The 18596-nt window shown below is 61.9% G+C and carries 15 protein-coding genes and 1 rRNA gene; 8 read left to right on the forward strand and 8 right to left on the reverse strand.

Annotated features, from left to right (window positions below; translation table 11 throughout):
- Positions 1 to 66 (reverse strand): 16S ribosomal RNA (locus QWE_RS00850); the annotation flags it as partial.
- A 592-nt stretch (positions 67 to 658) separates the two neighbouring features.
- On the opposite strand from QWE_RS00850, the gene lhpI reads away from it, so the two are divergent.
- The 4 genes from lhpI to QWE_RS00870 all read left to right on the forward strand — a co-directional run bounded on the left by lhpI (position 659) and on the right by QWE_RS00870 (position 6065).
- Positions 659 to 1612: a bifunctional Delta(1)-pyrroline-2-carboxylate/Delta(1)-piperideine-2-carboxylate reductase gene (gene lhpI / locus QWE_RS00855; protein WP_006724161.1), complete on the forward strand. Its 954-nt coding sequence runs from the start codon at positions 659 to 661 to the stop codon at positions 1610 to 1612.
- The gene (gene hrpB, locus QWE_RS00860; RefSeq protein ID WP_006724162.1) at positions 1609 to 4071 is read left to right on the forward strand and encodes an ATP-dependent helicase HrpB; all 2463 of its coding nucleotides are present in this window, start codon (positions 1609 to 1611) and stop codon (positions 4069 to 4071) included. The genes lhpI and hrpB overlap by 4 nt, the downstream gene beginning before the upstream one ends.
- 25 nt (positions 4072 to 4096) lie before the next feature.
- On the forward strand, positions 4097 to 5398 hold the full coding sequence (locus QWE_RS00865) for an ActS/PrrB/RegB family redox-sensitive histidine kinase (protein ID WP_006724163.1): 1302 nt from the start codon (positions 4097 to 4099) through the stop codon (positions 5396 to 5398).
- A 70-nt stretch (positions 5399 to 5468) separates the two neighbouring features.
- A complete protein-coding gene (locus QWE_RS00870; RefSeq protein ID WP_006724164.1) occupies positions 5469 to 6065 on the forward strand; it encodes an ActR/PrrA/RegA family redox response regulator transcription factor in 597 nt (198 codons plus the stop codon).
- On the opposite strand, the gene QWE_RS00875 is transcribed toward QWE_RS00870, so the two are convergent.
- A complete protein-coding gene (locus QWE_RS00875) occupies positions 6066 to 6548 on the reverse strand; it encodes an MmcB family DNA repair protein (protein ID WP_006724165.1) in 483 nt (160 codons plus the stop codon). It lies immediately after the preceding gene.
- A gap of 177 nt (positions 6549 to 6725) precedes the next feature.
- Here QWE_RS00875 and QWE_RS00880 point away from each other — a divergent pair, with 177 nt between their 5' ends.
- On the forward strand, positions 6726 to 7391 hold the full coding sequence (locus tag QWE_RS00880; protein WP_006724166.1) for a L,D-transpeptidase: 666 nt from the start codon (positions 6726 to 6728) through the stop codon (positions 7389 to 7391).
- Positions 7392 to 7467: 76 nt separating this feature from the next.
- On the opposite strand, the gene QWE_RS00885 is transcribed toward QWE_RS00880, so the two are convergent.
- The 6 genes from QWE_RS00885 to hslV form a co-directional block, all read right to left on the reverse strand.
- Positions 7468 to 9636 (reverse strand): malate synthase G, encoded by a 2169-nt coding sequence (locus QWE_RS00885; protein ID WP_006724167.1) that lies wholly within the window; start codon positions 9634 to 9636, stop codon positions 7468 to 7470.
- 103 nt (positions 9637 to 9739) lie between these two features.
- Positions 9740 to 11743 (reverse strand): hydantoinase/oxoprolinase N-terminal domain-containing protein, encoded by a 2004-nt coding sequence (locus tag QWE_RS00890; protein WP_040299336.1) that lies wholly within the window; start codon positions 11741 to 11743, stop codon positions 9740 to 9742.
- Between the two features lie 98 nt (positions 11744 to 11841).
- The gene (locus QWE_RS00895) at positions 11842 to 13245 is read right to left on the reverse strand and encodes a cytochrome P450 (RefSeq protein ID WP_006724169.1); all 1404 of its coding nucleotides are present in this window, start codon (positions 13243 to 13245) and stop codon (positions 11842 to 11844) included.
- Between the two features lie 39 nt (positions 13246 to 13284).
- Positions 13285 to 14286 (reverse strand): DUF1402 family protein, encoded by a 1002-nt coding sequence (locus QWE_RS00900; RefSeq protein ID WP_006724170.1) that lies wholly within the window; start codon positions 14284 to 14286, stop codon positions 13285 to 13287.
- 114 nt (positions 14287 to 14400) lie between these two features.
- Positions 14401 to 15708 (reverse strand): ATP-dependent protease ATPase subunit HslU, encoded by a 1308-nt coding sequence (hslU, locus tag QWE_RS00905; protein ID WP_006724171.1) that lies wholly within the window; start codon positions 15706 to 15708, stop codon positions 14401 to 14403.
- Positions 15709 to 15777: 69 nt separating this feature from the next.
- The gene (gene hslV, locus QWE_RS00910) at positions 15778 to 16305 is read right to left on the reverse strand and encodes an ATP-dependent protease subunit HslV (RefSeq protein WP_006724172.1); all 528 of its coding nucleotides are present in this window, start codon (positions 16303 to 16305) and stop codon (positions 15778 to 15780) included.
- A gap of 200 nt (positions 16306 to 16505) precedes the next feature.
- On the opposite strand from hslV, the gene hisB reads away from it, so the two are divergent.
- From hisB to hisA, 3 genes are all read left to right on the forward strand, one after another.
- Positions 16506 to 17102 carry an imidazoleglycerol-phosphate dehydratase HisB gene (gene hisB / locus QWE_RS00915; RefSeq protein WP_006724173.1) on the forward strand — a complete coding sequence of 199 codons (597 nt, stop codon included), beginning with the start codon at positions 16506 to 16508 and terminating at the stop codon, positions 17100 to 17102.
- 86 nt (positions 17103 to 17188) lie between these two features.
- Positions 17189 to 17839: an imidazole glycerol phosphate synthase subunit HisH gene (gene hisH / locus QWE_RS00920; protein WP_006724174.1), complete on the forward strand. Its 651-nt coding sequence runs from the start codon at positions 17189 to 17191 to the stop codon at positions 17837 to 17839.
- A gap of 18 nt (positions 17840 to 17857) precedes the next feature.
- A complete protein-coding gene (hisA, locus tag QWE_RS00925; protein ID WP_006724175.1) occupies positions 17858 to 18592 on the forward strand; it encodes a 1-(5-phosphoribosyl)-5-[(5-phosphoribosylamino)methylideneamino]imidazole-4-carboxamide isomerase in 735 nt (244 codons plus the stop codon).
- Positions 18593 to 18596: the final 4 nt, after the last annotated feature.

Here is an 18596-nt window from a genome sequence, read left to right on the forward strand (position 1 = left end):
CTCGACTTGCATGTGTTAAGCCTGCCGCCAGCGTTCGTTCTGAGCCAGGATCAAACTCTCAAGTTGAGAATTCAATCGTGACTAATCACTTTATGTTCTGAATCGACGAGAACTCACTCGATTGAAAACGCATCACTGCGCTACCAATCTGGTGTTCTCATATCAAAACGTGACCGTCATCTTGTCTTCTAAGACAAAGTGTTTCCACTCCATCTACGCAAGACCGCCGCCCACGTTTCTCTTTCTTCCATCTTCAATTGTCAAAAAACAGACGGACCAAAACCCGTCGAAAATCCATCACCGCCCAACCCTAAAGTCGGGCAACAAAACCAGCATCGCAGCCAATTTCAAGGATCTTGTCTGAACCAGTCCGGCGGGCCCTGCGGCGCCGCCCTCTCGTTCGGTGAAGCGGCTTATACGGCCACGCCCACAAACCGTCAACAGCCGGATTTCACAAAAGTGCAAAAAATCGACATGCCATTGATTTTTTTGCGTTTATTTCGATACCCTTGATTTGTTGGTGACAAGTGACACCATTTCAGCATCGATTACACAGGTATCTGGAGGGCCTTGGGTGCTGTTCAACCCCACTCCATGCGTTTGCAAGCCGGACTTGCCTTGCTAGTGTCCGGCATCCCCATCCCGGAGTTGTCCTCGCATGCTCATCCTTGATCAGAACCAGACCAGCCATTGCCTCGAATGGAGCGCGCTCATCGGCGCACTCGACGCCATGTTCCAGGGGGACTGCGTCATGCCGGTTCGTCACCATCATACGGTCGATGTGCCGGGAGAGACCGATGCGACGCTGCTGCTGATGCCGGCCTGGCAACCTGGACACTATATAGGCGTGAAACTGGTTTCGGTTTTCCCGGACAATCATCTGCGCTCGCTGCCTGCGATCCATGGCAGTTATCTCCTCTCCTCTGGGCGTACCGGTGAACTGCTTGCGGTGATCGATGGCGGCGAACTCACAGCGCGGCGCACAGCCGCTGCCTCGGCGCTCGCGGCACGCCATCTGGCGCGCGAAGATGCGTCCCGCCTGCTCGTGGTCGGAACAGGTCGGCTCAGCGTCAATCTCATCGAAGCGCATAGCCGCGTGCGACCCATTCGGGCGGTGTCGGTCTGGGGGCGGGATCGGAACAAAGCAAAGCGCGCGGCGGATGAGGCGCGGGCGCTCGGCTTTGCCGTCGAGGTTGCCGCCGATCTGGAAAGTGCTGCCCGCCAGGCCGACATCATCTCGTGTGCGACCCTGTCACGCGCGCCGTTGATCCGGGGAGAGTGGCTGAAGCCCGGCAGCCATCTCGATCTGATCGGCGCCTTTACCAAGGATATGCGCGAGAGCGATGACGAGGCCGTTCGCCGGGCCCGCGTGTTTGTCGATACACGCGCCGGCGCCTTTGCCGAAGCCGGCGATATCCTGCAGGCGATCGCTTCCGGCGCCATCGCCAAAGATCATGTGCAGGGGGAACTGGCAGAACTGGTCAAGGGTCATGGTGGGCGCCGGAGCGCCGAGGACATCACCTTGTTCAAATCCGTGGGCGCAGCGCTCGAGGATCTTGCCGGCGCGATCCTTGCTTACGAGACCGCCAGTCAGGACAGTGCAGCTTCGTGACACCTTCGCTTCCGCTTCTTCCGATCAGCGATCGTCTCGATCAGCTTGGTACGGCTCTCGAAAAGGGCAATCGCGCCGTGCTCTCGGCGCCCCCCGGCGCCGGCAAGACGACGATCGTTCCCTTGCATCTGCTCGGCCAGCCCTGGCGCGGCGACGGCCGGATCATCCTGCTGGAGCCTCGGCGACTTGCCGCACGGGCGGCCGCGTCGCGTATGGCCGGGCTGCTCGGCGAAAGCGTCGGTGAGACCGTGGGATACAGGATGCGGCTGGACAACCGGATCAGTGGCCGGACGCGGATCGAGGTGGTGACGGAAGGCGTCTTTGTGCGCATGATCCTCGACGACCCGGAACTGACCGGTGTGGCCGCCGTCCTGTTCGACGAGTTCCACGAACGGTCGCTGGACGCCGATGTCGGGCTGGCGCTGGCGCTCGATGCCCAAGCCGCACTGCGCCCGGATCTGCGGATCGTCGTGATGTCGGCAACACTGGATATCGAGCGGATCGGGCAGTTGCTTGAAGATCCACCTGTCATCATCAGTGAGGGGCGAAGCTTTCCGGTCGAGATCCGCCACCGCGACCGCTCGGGCGACGAGCGCATTGAAGATGCGGTCACCGCGACCATTCTGCAGACACTGTCGGAGGAGGCGGGATCGATCCTCGCCTTTCTGCCGGGGCAGGCGGAGATCCGGCGCACCGCCGAACGGATCGAGGGCAGGATCGGGCCGGATGTGACGATCACACCGCTTTATGGCGTGCTGAGCCAGGCGGATCAGGACGCGGCGGTCCGCCCAGCAGCACCGGGCAAACGCAAGGTCGTGCTGTCCACCTCGATCGCGGAGACCTCAATCACCATCGACGGTGTGCGTGTGGTGATCGACAGCGGGTTGCAGCGGCTTCCCGTGTTCGAAGCATCGACGGGGATCACGCGCCTCGAAACGGTCAGGGTATCCCGGGCTTCCGCAGACCAGCGGGCCGGGCGTGCGGGACGAACGGAACCGGGGATTGCGATCCGCCTCTGGCATGCCGGGCAAACGGCCGCCCTTCCCGCCTTCACGCCGCCGGAAATCCTGTCGAGTGACCTTTCCGGTCTTGCGCTGGACCTTGCCCATTGGGGCGTTGCGGATCCCGGCCAGCTCCTGCTCCTCGACATGCCACCGGAGGCCGCCCTCAAGGAGGCACGCCAGTTGCTGATCGGTCTCGGGGCGCTCGACGAAAAGCTTCAGTTGACCGACAAGGGTCGACGCATGCGGGATTTCGGACTGCCACCCCGGCTGTCCGCCATGGTGCTCGGCACATCCGAGCGTGGCGACGCCAAGGCCGCCGCAGAGCTGGCGGTTCTCCTCACCGAACAAGGACTGGGCGGCAATGATCTCGACCTCGATGAGCGGCTGAGGCAGTTCCGCCGGGATCGCGGCGAGCGGGCCCGCAACGCCCGCAACCTTGCGCAACGGCTATCGTCCGGTCTCAAGCATCGGGATGATGCCGATGCACCTGTCTCAGCTGGCGCCCTGCTCATTCACGCCTTCCCGGACAGGATTGCCCGCCAACGGGGCGGGCGTGGCCGGTTCGTGATGGCCAATGGCCGGGGTGCGGAGATCCCCGCTTCCGAGCGTCTTGCCGGAGCAGAATTGCTTGTCATCGCCGATCTGACCGGCAAGGCGGCGCAGGGACGTGTGCTCGCCGCAGCGGAAACCTCACGCGGCGACATCGAGACACTTCTGCCCTCGGCGATCACGACATCGGAGGAAAGCGGCTTCGATACGGCGAGCCGCCAGGTGCGGGCGAGACGGGTGACGCGATTGGGCGCGATCATCTTCGACGAGCAACCCCTGCCGAAGCCCAAGGGCGACGATGCCGCCAGAGCACTTGCCGAGGGAGTGCGCCTTCTTGGTGTTGCCGCCCTGCCCTTTTCCAAGGCGGCGGCCCAGCTGCGGCAAAGGCTCGGCTTTCTTTACCGCAGCCTTGGCGAGCCATGGCCGGATACCAGCGATGACGGCCTGATCGCGAAACTGGACGACTGGTTCGTGCCCTTTCAGTCCGGCGTGACGAGCTTCCAGGAGATTACCGCTTCCAGCCTGCACGACGGGCTGATGGCGATGGTGCCCGGAGGATCGCAGCGGGAACTCGACCGGCTCGTCCCGACGCATTTCACCGCGCCAACCGGGCAATCCCATCCGATCCGCTACGAGGGGGATGAGCCCGTTCTGCAGATCCGCGTGCAGGAGCTTTTCGGGTTGAAGAGCCACCCCACGATCGGCGGCGGCAAATTGCCACTGCTTCTGGAGTTGACCTCGCCCGCCCATCGACCCATTCAGACAACACGGGATCTTCCGGGGTTCTGGACGGGATCGTGGAAGGATGTGCGCGCCGACATGCGTGGCCGCTATCCGAAGCATCCCTGGCCAGAAGACCCGGCTGCAGCAGCCCCGACGACACGAGTGAAACCCCGCGGAACCTGATGGCGCGGCAGAACAGGGAATAGTGATGACCATGGATCTGGCAGCCAAATTCGGTCCGAGCAGCCGGCGCCTGCGTCTCGAAACCCTGGTGAAGCTCCGCTGGGTTGCCGTGGCGGGGCAATTGCTGACCATTCTCGTCGTGTCGCTCTGGTTCGAGTTTCCTCTGCCGCTCATGACATGCCTTGGGCTGATCGCCGCACTGGCTGCGGCCAACTCGCTCATGTCCGTGGCGTTCCCGCCCACCTACCGGCTGGAACCGGCGGCGGCTTTCGCGGTGCTTGCGCTCGATCTCTTCCAGATGGGAGCCCTGCTCTTCATCACCGGCGGGCTCAACAATCCCTTCGCGCCACTGATCTGCATCCCCGTCATCATCTCCTTCGCATCTCAGCCGAGCCGGCATTCGATTGCGCTTTTCGTGACGGCGCTCGCCTTCATCACCCTGCTTGCCTTCACGCCCTATCCCCTGCCCTGGTTCGAGGGTCGAACGCTCGAAGTGCACCCGCTTCTGCAGCTCGGCATGTGGAGCTCGATCGTCTCGATGACTGCCTTTGCCGCCTTTTATGCCTATCGCGTCTCCCAGGAGGCGACACTGCTTGCGGACGCCCTGACTGCGACCGAACTCATCCTGCAACGGGAAAAGCACTTGCATCAGCTTGATGGTCTGGCGGCAGCGGCAGCGCATGAGCTCGGAACGCCGCTCGCGACCATCAGTGTGGTGGCCAAGGAGATGGAGCGCGACCTCGGCAATGACGAGCGGTATCGCGAAGACGTGCAGCTTCTGCGCAGCCAGAGCGAGCGCTGCCGCGATATCCTGCGCCGACTGACGTCGCTCGCCACGGAAGGCGAAGCCCATATGCGGGAGCTTCCGCTCTCCTCGATGATGGAAGAAGTCATCGCGCCGCATCGGGAATTCGGGGTGAAAGTCGAGCTGATCGAGTTGTCCGACAGGGCACTCGAGCCGGTCGGCACCCGCAATCCCGCCATTCTCTATGGGCTCGGCAACCTGCTCGAGAATGCGGTCGACTATGCCCGGTCCAAGGTCATGGTCAGCGTGGAGCATACGGCCGCGGACGTCACCGTCACGATCGAGGACGACGGGGCCGGTTTCTCCGCAGGGGTCTTGCAAAGAATTGGCGAGCCCTATGTTACCAGCAGGCAGAATGAAACGCGCGCCGGGGGGCTCGGTCTTGGGCTGTTCATCGCAAAGACACTGCTCGAACGGTCCGGAGCCAGCCTTCGTTTCGAAAACCGCAGCCCGGAAGGGTCCGGCGCGCGCGTCGTGGTGATCTGGCCCCGCGAATACATGGAATTGGACACGTCGTTATGACTTTACCTGTAGGGTCTTCGCACGCATAAGGTCGACAGCGAAGTTTTGGAACAGTCGCAGGAACGAAAAGATGGCAGACGCAGCATCACAGGTCGCAAAACCAGCCGCCGGCACGCAAGCAGCGGACAGTCACGATCTCGGCCCTGATCCGTCCCTGCTGATCGTCGATGACGATGCGCCCTTTCTGCGTCGCCTGGCACGCGCCATGGAAAGCCGCGGCTTCACGGTGGAGCTTGCCGGCTCCGTTGCCGAGGGTATTGCGAAAGCCAAGGAAGCTGCACCCGCCTATGCCGTTGTCGATCTGCGGCTGGGTGACGGAACCGGGCTCGACGTCATCGAGGCGATCCGGGAGCGCCGTTCCGACACACGGATCATCGTGCTCACCGGTTACGGCAACATCGCAACGGCAGTGACGGCCGTTAAGCTCGGGGCACTCGATTATCTGGCAAAGCCTGCAGACGCTGATGATGTCTACCTGGCGCTGACGCAGAGGCCTGGCGAGAAGGCCGAGATCCCGGAAAATCCGATGTCGGCCGACCGGATTCGCTGGGAGCATATTCAGCGCGTCTATGAAAGCTGTGACCGAAACGTCTCGGAAACGGCGCGCAGGCTCAACATGCATCGACGCACCCTGCAGCGCATTCTCGCCAAACGCGCGCCGAAGTAATCACACCGACTTGAGCTGGGCCGCCCATTCCGCGGCCATGAGCCTCTGTGCTGCGGCCCTCGAAAAATCGAGAGTGACAGACTTCCTCGTCGCAGGCGGCAGCCGGTGCTCGGGTGCGTCTCGCAAAAGGTGGCCGGAATAGCCATCAGACAGAAAGAGGCCGCAGTCTTCCGGGAAGATCTCGAGAGGCACACCGGCGTGCGTAGCGAAAAACAATCGGTCACAGTAGCGACGATAATCCGGCCACTTCCGATCGACCCGAAAATCCTCGATCGATGATTTGATCTCGACAATCCAGATCTCGCCTTTTTCGGAAAGGGCGATGAGGTCGGCCCGACGTCCATTGGCGAGCGTCAATTCCGGCAGGATCGCGAAACGCATCTCCGCCAGGAGGATCTGAACACCACGGCGAATCATCATGGCTCGATCGGACTGACGCCCATCGATTAAGGGATTGTTCACCGTGATGGAGACTAAGGTCATGGATAACTCCGCTCCGCGCGCCAAGGTCTGTTGCAAAAAAGCAATGCGGAGTCATTTTGCAGCGCCGAACACAGTCGGCTGTAGTACGGCACTTGCGTTGCCGAGATTAATTCAAAATAAACCATAATCAAAGATGGTCACAAGACCGTCTCTCAGCCATCACCCACGAGCTTTATCATGCGCTTCCGCAATATCTTGACCGCGCTTGGCCTGGTTATGTCCCTAGGCCTCGCGGGCTGCACAACGACGACCGGCGACAAGGCCGAAGTGGCCGAAACCACCAAGGTCGAGATCTTCAGCGACTCCTACGGTTCGGTCACGGATGCAGGTTATGCCCTGCCTGCCATTCCGATTCAGAAGGTCGACAAGAAGTTTCACCGACAAATTGTCGATTATGCGACCACGGAAAAACCCGGCACGGTCGTGGTGAACACGCGCGAGCGCTTCCTTTATTACGTCCTGCCGCGCGGCAAGGCCGTTCGTTACGGTATCGGCGTCGGCAAGCAGGGCTTTGCCTGGGAAGGTGAAGCCTATATCGCCTGGAAGCAGGCATGGCCGACCTGGCATCCGCCGAAGGAAATGGCGGAACGTAAGCCTGAGGTCGCCAAGTATGTCGAAAAGGGCATGGAACCCGGCCTGCGCAACCCGCTCGGCGCACGCGCCATGTATCTCTTCAACGAGAAGGGCCAGGACACTCTGTTCCGTCTGCACGGCACGCCGGAATGGGCATCGATCGGAACGGCTGCTTCGTCGGGCTGCATCCGCATGATGAACCAGGACGTGATCGACCTCTACAATCGCGTCAAGCCGGGCCGGAACTCCAAGGTCGTGGTTCAGCAGTAAGCTGCACCAACGCAGAATACGAAAAGCCCCGCCGGAGCGATCCGGCGGGGCTTTTCGTTTCGCCAAAGACTGGCTGTCAGGCCGCGGACTTTGCCTTGAGTTCGATGCGGCGACGATGGAGAACCGGCTCGGTATAGCCGTTCGGTTGCTCCCGGCCCTTCAGCACGAGGTCAAGTGCTGCCTGGAAAGCGACCGAGCCATCGTAGTCTTTCGCCATCGGCACATAGACCGGGTCGGAGGCATTCTGTCCGTCGACGACGACAGCCATGCGCTTCAATGTCTCGACGACCTGTTCTTCCGTCACCACGCCGTGATGCAGCCAGTTTGCCATGTGCTGGGCGGAGATGCGAAGCGTGGCGCGGTCCTCCATCAGTCCGACATTGTTGATATCCGGCACCTTGGAGCAGCCGACGCCCTGGTCGATCCACCGGACGACGTAGCCGAGGATGCCCTGGGCATTGTTGTCGAGTTCCCGCTGGATTTCCTCTGGCGTCCAGTTCGGACGCGTTGCGACCGGAACGGAGAGGATATCGGCCAGTTTCGCGCGCGGCCGTGACTTCAAGCCGTTCTGGATCTCGGCGACGTTGACGCTGTGATAATGTGTGGCATGCAGCGTTGCTGCCGTTGGCGACGGAACCCAGGCGGTGTTGGCACCAGCCTTCGGATGGGCGATCTTCTGTTCCAGCATGGCGGCCATCAGATCCGGCGTGGCCCACATGCCCTTGCCGATCTGAGCATGGCCGGACAGGCCGCATTCAAGGCCGATATCGACGTTCCAGTTTTCATAGGCCGAAATCCAGGCGGCCTGCTTCATGTCGCCCTTGCGGATCATCGGGCCCGCTTCCATCGCAGTGTGGATTTCGTCGCCGGTACGGTCCAGGAAGCCGGTGTTGATGAAGACGACGCGGTCACGCGCGGCGCGGATGCATTCCTTGAGATTGACCGTCGTGCGGCGCTCCTCGTCCATGATGCCCATCTTGATGGTGTTGGGCGCCATGCCGACCAGTTCTTCGACGCGCGAGAAGATCTCGCAGGCGAAGGCAACCTCTTCGGGGCCATGCATCTTGGGCTTCACAACATACATCGAGCCTGCGCGGGAGTTCTTGCGGCGGCCATTCGGGCCGATGTCATGCAGTGCGACAAGCGCCGTGATCGCGGCATCCATGATGCCTTCCGGCACCTCATATCCGTCCTTGTCGGTGATCGCGGGATTGGTCATGAGGTGACCGACATTGCGGATGAGCATCAGGGAGCGGCCCGGCAGCGTCACCGCACCACCGTCAACACCCGTGAGCTCAAGGTCTCCGCTCAGAGCACGCGTAAACGTCCTGCCACTCTTGGAGACTTCTTCCGTCAGATCGCCCTTCATCAGGCCGAGCCAGTTGGAATAGACGGTGATCTTGTCCTCGGCGTCGACGGCGGCGACCGAATCCTCGCAGTCCATGATGGTGGTGAGCGCCGATTCGAGCCCGACATCGGCGATACAGGCGGGATCGTCCTTGCCGATCAGGCTATCCGGATCGACGAAGACGAGGGTGTGCAGGCCGTTGGTGCGAAAATAGAGGCGATATGCCTTTTCACTTTCACGCTTGAAGCCGACATATTGGTCGGGACTGGAAAGGCCTGTCCGGCCGCTGGCGGTCTCGACGAAGAGCGCGCCGTTTTCGAAGTCGAAACCTGTAACATCGGCCCAGCTGCCGCCGGCGAGCGGCAGGCTCCGGTCGAGGAATGACTTCGCCCACGCTACCACCTTGGCACCGCGAACCGGATTGTAGCCCTTGCCCTTCTCCGCGCCATCAGCCTCGGAAATCGCATCCGTGCCGTAAAGCGCATCGTAAAGCGAACCCCAGCGGGCATTAGCGGCATTCAGCGCATAGCGCGCGTTCATGACGGGCACGACGAGCTGCGGGCCGGCGATCGACGAAATCTCCGGATCGACATTGGCCGTCTCGATCTTGAAATCCGGGCCTTCGGGCAGGAGATAGCCGATTTCACGCAGGAAGCTTTCATAGGCGGCCAGATCGGCGGGCGCGCCGTTCTGGCGATACCAGGCATCGATCTGCGCCTGCAGCTCATCCCGCTTGGCAAGCAGTGCGCGGTTCTTCGGTGCCAGGTCGTGAACGATCCGGGAAAAGCCGGCGAAGAAGGCATCAGCTTCGACATGCGTTCCCGGGATCGCTTGGGTCACGATGAAATCGTAGAGGTGCTTGTCGATCGAAAGGCCGTGGGCTTCAACTGATGTCATGACGTCATTCCTCATACTGGACTGGCTTTGGCACGCAGCATGGCTGAAACCGATTAGCAGTCAATCCGTCATAAATACGAAATATTGTTTCCAAATTCGAAAGTCAGCCGCGTGCCGTCCTGGGGCGCCCCGAGGCGATCGCCGTGATCCGCGCCTCCACGAGCTTGCGACGTCCCTCGATCTCGGGCGCATCGAGCTCTTCCCGGATGACCAGCACGACATCGACGGCACCGCTGGCTTCGGCACGTGAGCGCGCGAGTTCGGTTGCCCTTGTCCTCGCCCTTTCCAAAGAAACAGCTTCATCCGTCAGCCGCTCGCTGTCGCCGCCGCCGGTGATGATGAAAAGCCCCTCCTCGGGTGAGCCAATGGTGACCGTCACGCTGCTGCGCACCTGCCCGACCACCGCACCCACAGCGTTGGCAACGTCGGCATCGGCAGGCACGGCGAATTCGGATGCCAGCATCTCGGCGATCGCTGGGTAGTAGACACCGGCCGAGGCGCCGAGACCGATCAAAGGCCGATCGAGCGAGAGGTTGAAGCGAGCGATTCCCGCCTGACGCCGGAGGGCACGGTCGATCAATATGGATTTCGAAGGCTCGACGTCGGCGAGCCCATCTTCCGCAAGGGCGGCAGAAAGAATGACCTCGGCAGACTGGCGGGTCAGGCGATCGACGATGAGCTGGGCAAGCACTTCGGGCGATGACGCGATCGGCTGACCAGAACCATCCTTCTGACGCATCGCCAGCGCCATGCCGAGTTCGGCAGCCCTGCGATCCCACTGGCCCTGGCGATCCAGGACATGCATGGCATCAGAAGGGGTCAGACCGCAGATATGGACGAGGCCGCGAGCGACGAGCCGGTCGAGTGTCGCCTTCTGCTGGGTGAAGCTGATCAACTGGTCGAGCGGCAGCGGTGCCGCGCCGATCTTCTGAAAGAGGGCGGCCTCCTGTGGCTGCAGACCCGCGGCAAGGTGATCCGGCACACCGGTGCGGACAGCAAAACGTCCGTCATGGCGACCGAGATGCGGCGCGCGCAGCTGGCGCTCGAGTACATCGGTAATCACCGTCCCATGCAGGGCGGCTGCAAGGCTCAAGGGGACGAGACGACGGGGGCCGAGCTCGATCTTCGCCGCGAGGCCCCGGTCGTCAAAACGGACTTCCGAATCGCCGCCGAGGCCAAAGGTGCGCATGGCGACCGCTTCCACCATGGTTCGGTAACCGCCGACGACGGCGCCATCCTGATCAAGCCGCGGCTGGCCGGCTTCCATGACGGCAACGTCCGTGGTCGTACCGCCGATGTCGGAGACGACGGCATCATCGAGGCCAGTCAGGTGGCGGGCGCCGACAAGGCTCGCTGCGGGACCGGAGAGAATGGTCTCGATCGGCCGAAGGCGGGCTTCGGCTGCCGAGATCAACGCGCCGTCACCACGAACGACCATCAGCGGCGCGTGGATGCCGCGCTCCAGGAGGTAGCGCTCGGCGGACCCGATCAGGCGGTCTATCATTGAAACGAGTCGGGCATTGAGAAGGGTTGTCAGCGCCCGGCGCGGTCCACCCAGCTTGGACGAGAGTTCATGACTACAGGTGACCGGCAGACCCGAATGCCGGCGAATGATCTCGCGCGCCCGCTGCTCATGCGCCGGATTGCGGACGGCGAAATAGCCTGCGATGGCAAAGGACGAAACACTGGCCGAAAGCTCGGGCAGTGCCGCTTCCAGCGCCTCCTGGTCGAACGGCGTCTCGTTGCCATGAACATCATGGCCGCCGGCAATGAAGAGGACCGGATCGTTGCCGAGTGCATCGGCCAGACCATCGCGCTTCAAATCTTCCGGGCCAAAACCGATCATGATGAGACCGGCGCGGCCGCCCTGCCCTTCGACGAGGGCATTTGTGGCAAGCGTCGTCGACAGCGAGACAAGTCCGATCGCCGTAGGATCGATCGCTGATTCGGCGAGCACACTTTCGAGCGCACCGGAGATGCCGATCGACAGATCGTGGCGGGTGGTGAGCGATTTCGCCTTGGCGACGATCCCATGCGTTTCGCTATAGATGACGGCGTCCGTATAGGTGCCGCCGGTGTCGATGCCCAGCATGTAATCGGATGTCACGCAGTCTTCCCCATGATGCCCGCCCGAACGGCGACGCATCCCTTATGACACAGGCATTCGCCGGATTTCCAGCGGAGGAGCGGCAGGATGACGCCGCATTACGTCTTGCGGGGCGTGATGCGCATCGGCAGGCCGCCTGCGGGTTGGGTGGTGAGCTTCTGGACCGGCCAGGGTTTCGTCTGCGGCGTCGCGGCGAAACGATATCGCTGCATCAGCACAGCGAGCGCGATGACGGCTTCCTGCAGCGCAAAGGTGGCGCCGATGCAGACGCGCGGACCGGCTCCAAATGGCAGATACTGAAAGCGGCCAATTTTCTCCCGCTCGCCCGGCAGAAAGCGCGAGGGGTCGAAGACGCGCGGCTTGTCCCAGTAAAGCTCGTGGCGGTGCAGGGTCCAGGGCATGACGAGGACGGTGGCACCCTTCGCAATCTCGACGGTTTCGCCATTGGGCGCGGTGTAGCGATCGTCGGCGATCGCATCGCGATTGATCGAGGGCGCCGGCGGATAAAGCCGCATCGCCTCCTCGAAGGAGGCTCGCACATGCGGCATCTTGTCGAGCCACTCGACAGGATCGGCACCGGACGCGATGACCTCATCGATTTCGCGCTCCATTGCGTCGCGGACATCCGGGCAATGGGCCACACAGTACAGCGTCCAGGCCAGGGCACGCGCCGTGGTCTCGTGCCCTGCCCCGATAAAGGTCAGGATGTTGTCCTCGATCTCTTCGGAGGTGAGACCGTCAGGTCCTTCCAGTTCGAGCAGCAAGGTCAAGAAATCGTCCGGTGCGTTCTCGCGCTCAGTCCTGATGATGGACCGGCGGTGATCCATCGTCCGGCGCACAAGTTCGCGGAACTTGCGCAGAACGCCGAGACCCCGGATGCGGGTCAGGCGCGGGATCCATCTGGGAGCCTTCAGCAAGTCCAGCGGGTCGATACGACCCATGCTGTGCAGGAGATCGTCGACGTCCTTGGCAAAATCACCCTGCTCGGAGACGATACCGCCCGAGAAAAGTGTCTCGGACAGAATGGCATAGGTGAGTTCGGTCATGTCGACGGCGACATCGCGGACCACGCCTTCGGCACCGGCTTCGTAGCGGTCGAGAAAAAGTTCGCTTTGCTCACGCATCTGGCGCGCGAAACCGCGCGCATGCCGCGGGGTGAAGACAGGTGCCATGGCCTTGCGCGAGCGTTTCCAAACCGGACCTTCGGCCGTCAAAAGCCCATCCCGCAGAATGGGGCGCAGAACGAGCTGGCGGATCTCGGACATCTCGTAATTCGAAGCGTTGTCGACGAGAACATGCCGGATCAGACCCGGATCATTGGCGATGATGGTGGTTTGGCCGAAAAAGCGCGTGACGATCCATGGCCAAGTGTAGGAGGGCTGTCCCCACAGCTCGAGCGGGTTCTTCAAGACCGTGCGAATGATCTCCAGCCGGCTGGGCGGGACCGTCCGCGGCACGGGTGCCGGCGGCTCGAAGGTCGATTTGCGCAGACTGGCGTCCATGTGTTGCTCCCTCGAAGGGTTGGAGCCCCCCCTAATGAGTTAGAGCAGGGGCTCCAACTCGTCCAGCCGATCGTTGATCAACCAGCCGTAATAGTTCTCTTCCGGCCAATTCGCCGCACCGCTCGAGCGCTTCGCAGCCAGTGCGCGTGCGCGCTGCTGCGAGCCGCCGATATTGAAGAGCGTCGCCGTAACACCCGGATTGCCGGAGATATCGACGTCGGCGATCTCACGGTAGTCGTCGATCGACTTGCGGATGACCGCTGCCATGAAGGCAAGCGAGATATCGGGATCCATGATCGCCTTGTAGACGCCCGCCGCATCATTCTCGTCCAGCTTCGGATAGCCGGACTTCTCATGCACGAGGTCCGACAGCATCAGGGCGGTCAGAGGATTGATCTGCCCCAGACCAAAGGTCTGGCCGGCATAGAAAGGCTGGAAGAATACGGCGCTGAAGCGATTGTTTGGATAGGACTTACCGCCGACGGATTTGCCGCGGAACTGATCTTCCCAGACCTTCTCGCGGCAGGTCCAGAGACGGTAGCTGTCCGAATAGCCGCTGCATTCGGAAAATTCGGATCGGCCGACGAAATCCGAAATGCTCTCGTCCTTGTAACCGAAACGGAAGCTGTTGCCGGCGTAGGAGGCAGCCTTCACATAATAGCTCTGCAGACTGTCATAGGCATCGACGTTGTAGGTGTGCTCGCCGACGATCGCGCCCACCATGTGGATCGGAGCGATCTGATAGGCTGATGCCGTCTTCTTGATCTTCCCGACCAGTCTCGAGTCGGTCTTCAGGAGATCGCGTACCTTCTCGTACTTGATGTCGAAGCTGGTCTTGCCCGCCTTGGTGCGGCGCACCGAGGCGCCAGGAACGGCCGGCTGCTCGGCATTGCGATTTCCCGGCGGCACCTTGTCTGCAGCCTGGCCCGACAAAGGAACAAGCCCTGCAAGTCCCAATGCGACGATGATGATCCTGGTGATGTTCAGCACGATGCGCGGCCCCTGGACATGTGTCCCCGAACGGATTGCCGACGCATCCATGGGCGTCGTCCGACAGCGGCTCTCCTTACATAAGGGGTGCCTGTATTGTCGATATGGGTCGCTTTCACTTTCCCGACATGGCAATGGCGAAAGCGACCCATAGATGCACAAAGATCACAGGATATAGCGGCTCAGATCGGTGTTCGCAGCGAGATCCCCGACGTGCTCCTGAACATAGGTCGAGTCGATCATGACTTCCGAGCCACCACGGTCCGGTGCATGGAAGGATATTTCGTCCAACACGCGCTCCATGACCGTCTGCAGGCGACGGGCACCGATATTCTCGACCGTCTCGTTGAGCTGGACCGCGACATCGGCAAGCGCATCGATCGCGTCCTCGGTGAAGTCGAGATTGAGCTCCTCGGTCGCCATCAGCGCCTTGTACTGGCGGATCAGGCTCGCTTCGGTTTCCGTCAGGATGCGGCGGAAGTCTTCCTTGGTCAGCGGCTTCAGCTCGACCCGGATCGGCAGGCGGCCCTGAAGTTCCGGCAGGAGGTCGGAGGGCTTGGAGACGTGGAAGGCGCCAGACGCGATGAAGAGGATATGGTCGGTCTTGACCGGCCCATACTTGGTCGCAACCGTTGTGCCCTCGACGAGTGGAAGCAAGTCGCGCTGCACGCCTTCACGCGAGACGCCCGCACCCATCGCGCCTTCGCGGGCTGCAATCTTGTCGATTTCGTCGAGGAAGACGATGCCGTCATTCTCGACCGAGCGAAGCGCTTCGCGCTGGATGACCTCATTGTCGATCAGCTTGTCCGACTCGTCGCGGATCAGGTCGCCGTAGGACGCCTTGACGGTGGTGCGGACCTTCTTTGTCCGGTTGCCCATGGCCTTTCCGAACATTTCCGACAGATTGAGGATGCCGATATTGGCACCGGGCATGCCGGGGACCTCGAAACCGGGCGCGCCGGAACCGCTGTCGGCGACCTCGATGTCGATCTCCTTGTCGTCCAGTTCACCACCACGAAGCTTCTTGCGAAAGCTGTCGCGAGTGGCCGGCGACGCGGTGGCACCCACCAAAGCGTCGAGCACACGTTCTTCGGCCAGCTGATGGGCTTTGGCCTGCACTTCCTGCCGCTTCTTGTCGCGAATGAGGGCGATGCCGATCTCCACCAGATCGCGGATGATCTGCTCGACGTCGCGGCCGACATAACCCACTTCGGTGAACTTAGTGGCCTCCACCTTGATGAAGGGCGCACCGGCAAGCTTGGCCAGCCGACGGGAGATTTCCGTCTTGCCGACGCCGGTCGGCCCGATCATCAGGATGTTTTTCGGCATGACCTCATCGCGCAGATCTTCCGAAAGCTGCTGGCGCCGCCAGCGATTGCGCAGCGCGATGGCGACCGCGCGCTTGGCGTCATGCTGGCCGATGATATGGCGGTCGAGCTCGGAGACGATCTCGCGCGGAGAAAAATTGGTCATTTCGGGTTGCTCCTCACGATGCCGCGGACCCGCGCATCGTCTCTTGGTGTGGAATTCGATCGGCAGCCGTCAGTCGGCGTCGAGGGTCTCAATCACCATGTTGTTGTTGGTGTAGACGCAGATTTCGCCGGCGATCGTCAAAGCGCGGGTGGCGATATCCTCGGCCGAGTGGTCGGTATCCATAAGCGCACGGGCGGCTGCGTAGGCGTAGTTGCCGCCGGATCCGATGGCGATCGCGCCATGCTCTGGCTCCAGCACGTCGCCGTTGCCGGTGATCGCAAGCGTGATCGACTTGTCGGCAACCAGCATCATGGCTTCGAGATTGCGCAGATACTTGTCGGTGCGCCAGTCCTTGGCGAGCTCGACGGCGGCGCGCATCAGCTGGCCGGGATATTGCTCAAGCTTCTTTTCGAGGCGATCGAGCAGGGTAAAGGCATCGGCGGTCGCGCCGGCGAAGCCTGCGATCACCTCGCCGCCCTTGCCGATGCGGCGCACCTTGCGGGCATTGCCCTTCATTACGGTCTGGCCAAGGCTGACCTGACCATCACCGGCCATCACCACCTTGCTGTCTTTGCGTACGGTAACAATCGTTGTCATCAATCACCTGTCACCCGCGCTAGCGGGCCTTGTGGGGCGGGCATTCCGCCCGGTTAGTCGGTTCCTATGTAAGTGGGCTTTCAGCGATTGCAATCTGCGGCAAAAGCGTGCGCCTGCGCCTTGCGGCAGCGCAATGTAACTTCTGGATATTTCACCGCCCTGCTGTTATGGGAGGGCCGAGATCCTCATGGAGCAGCCAAATGGCAGAGCGTAAAGGCGAAGTTTCCCGCAAGACCAACGAAACCTCGGTCTCGGTTTCCGTCCATATCGACGGCACCGGCACGGGCAAGATTTCGACGGGCGTGGGCTTCTTCGACCATATGCTCGACCAGCTCTGCCGTCACTCACTCATCGACATGGACATCGACGTGAAGGGTGACCTGCATATCGACGATCACCATACCGTCGAGGACACCGGCATCGCGCTCGGCCAGGCGATTTCCAAGGCGCTCGGCGACCGCAAGGGCATCACGCGTTATGCCTCGATCGATCTTGCCATGGACGAGACGATGACCAAGGCGGCGATCGATGTCTCGGGCCGACCCTTCCTGGTCTGGAACGTCAATTTCAGCACGCCGAAGATCGGCACATTCGACACCGAACTGGTGCGCGAGTTCTTCCAGGCGTTTGCCCAGAACGCCGGGATCACGCTGCATGTGCTGAACCATTACGGCGCCAACAACCACCATATTGCCGAGACCTGCTTCAAGGCGGTCGCGCGCGCGCTTCGCACAGCAACCGAAGTCGATCCGCGGCAGGCAAACCGTATTCCCTCCACCAAGGGCACCCTGGTTTAAGGGGCACCTTCCCCCATGGGGAGACTGCCACCTTGCTCCGGTTCGGGCGTTGACCCCTAATCGTCGAGCAGAAAGGACTGGACAATATGCGTGTATCCATCATCGACTACGGTTCGGGCAATCTGCGCTCGGCCACCAAGGCCTTTGAACGGGCTGCCCGCGAGGCCGGGCTCGACGCCGAGATCGAACTCACCGACAAGGCGGACCGGATCGCCACTGCCGACCGGATCGTGCTCCCGGGCGTCGGCGCCTATGCCGACTGCCGCAAGGGGCTGGATGCCGTTCCCGGCATGCATGATGCGATCACCGAGGTTGTCGAGAAGAAGGGCCGCCCCTTCTTCGGCGTCTGCGTCGGCATGCAACTCATGTCGTCGCGCGGGCTCGAGAAGACTGTGACCGACGGCTTCGGCTGGATCGAAGGCGATGTGGTCGAAATGACGCCGTCCGATCCGTCCCTCAAGATCCCGCAGATCGGCTGGAACACGCTGGCACTCAACCGCCCGCATCCGTTGTTCGACGGCATTCCGACCGGCGTGGACGGGTTGCACGCCTATTTCGTGCATTCCTATCACCTTGCAGCGCGCAAGCCCGAAGATGTGATTGCGACGACCGACTATGGTGGCGCAATGACGGCCTTTGTCGGGCGCGACAACATGGTGGGTGCGCAATTCCATCCCGAGAAGAGCCAGGCGCTTGGCCTGAAGCTCATCGCCAATTTCCTGACCTGGACGCCCTGAAGGGCACGGATAGTACTCATGATCCTTTTCCCCGCCATCGACCTCAAGGACGGCCAGTGCGTTCGCCTCAAGCTGGGCGATATGGAGCAGGCGACCGTCTACAACCCCGATCCGGCAGCACAAGCGCGCGCTTTCGAAGACCAGGGCTTCGAATGGCTGCATGTGGTCGACCTGAACGGTGCCTTCGCCGGTGAAAGCGTCAATGGCGCTGCCGTCGATGCGATCCTGCAGGCGACGAAGAACCCGGTGCAACTCGGCGGCGGCATTCGCACGCTCGACCATATCGAGAGCTGGTTGTCGCGTGGGCTATCGCGCGTCATCCTCGGTACGGTCGCCGTCCGTGATCCGGCGCTTGTCATCGAAGCCTGCAAGCGCTTCCCCGGCAAGGTCGCCGTCGGTATCGACGCCAAGGGCGGCAAGGTCGCCGTCGAAGGCTGGGCGGAAGCCTCCGAACTCGGCGTGATCGAACTCGCCCAGCGTTTCGAAGGCGCTGGTGTGGCCGCGATCATCTATACCGATATCGACCGCGACGGGATCCTGACCGGTATCAACTGGGCCTCGACGTTGGAGCTTGCCGCTGCCGTTTCGATCCCGGTGATCGCTTCCGGCGGTCTCGCCTCTATCGAGGACATCAAGCGTATGCTGGAACCGGATGCCGCGAAGCTCGAAGGTGCGATTTCCGGCCGCGCGCTTTATGATGGGCGCATCGACCCTGCAGAGGCGCTCGCGCTGATCAAGGCTGCGAGAGGCTGAGGAC

It is taken from the genome of Agrobacterium albertimagni AOL15, assembly GCF_000300855.1.
GTDB lineage: Bacteria > Pseudomonadota > Alphaproteobacteria > Rhizobiales > Rhizobiaceae > Allorhizobium > Allorhizobium albertimagni.

Bases quoted from the DNA above. Each gene is read 5' to 3' on its own strand.
- lhpI (WP_006724161.1), top strand. From the start codon at position 659: ATGCTCATCCTTGATCAGAACCAGACCAGCCATTGCCTCGAATGGAGC.
- QWE_RS00865 (WP_006724163.1), top strand. From the start codon at position 4,097: ATGACCATGGATCTGGCAGCCAAATTCGGTCCGAGCAGCCGGCGCCTG.
- QWE_RS00870 (WP_006724164.1), top strand. From the start codon at position 5,469: ATGGCAGACGCAGCATCACAGGTCGCAAAACCAGCCGCCGGCACGCAA.
- QWE_RS00875 (WP_006724165.1), bottom strand. From the start codon at position 6,548: ATGACCTTAGTCTCCATCACGGTGAACAATCCCTTAATCGATGGGCGT.
- QWE_RS00880 (WP_006724166.1), top strand. From the start codon at position 6,726: ATGCGCTTCCGCAATATCTTGACCGCGCTTGGCCTGGTTATGTCCCTA.
- QWE_RS00885 (WP_006724167.1), bottom strand. From the start codon at position 9,636: ATGACATCAGTTGAAGCCCACGGCCTTTCGATCGACAAGCACCTCTAC.
- QWE_RS00895 (WP_006724169.1), bottom strand. From the start codon at position 13,245: ATGGACGCCAGTCTGCGCAAATCGACCTTCGAGCCGCCGGCACCCGTG.
- QWE_RS00900 (WP_006724170.1), bottom strand. From the start codon at position 14,286: ATGGATGCGTCGGCAATCCGTTCGGGGACACATGTCCAGGGGCCGCGC.
- hslU (WP_006724171.1), bottom strand. From the start codon at position 15,708: ATGACCAATTTTTCTCCGCGCGAGATCGTCTCCGAGCTCGACCGCCAT.
- hslV (WP_006724172.1), bottom strand. From the start codon at position 16,305: ATGACAACGATTGTTACCGTACGCAAAGACAGCAAGGTGGTGATGGCC.
- hisB (WP_006724173.1), top strand. From the start codon at position 16,506: ATGGCAGAGCGTAAAGGCGAAGTTTCCCGCAAGACCAACGAAACCTCG.
- hisH (WP_006724174.1), top strand. From the start codon at position 17,189: ATGCGTGTATCCATCATCGACTACGGTTCGGGCAATCTGCGCTCGGCC.
- hisA (WP_006724175.1), top strand. From the start codon at position 17,858: ATGATCCTTTTCCCCGCCATCGACCTCAAGGACGGCCAGTGCGTTCGC.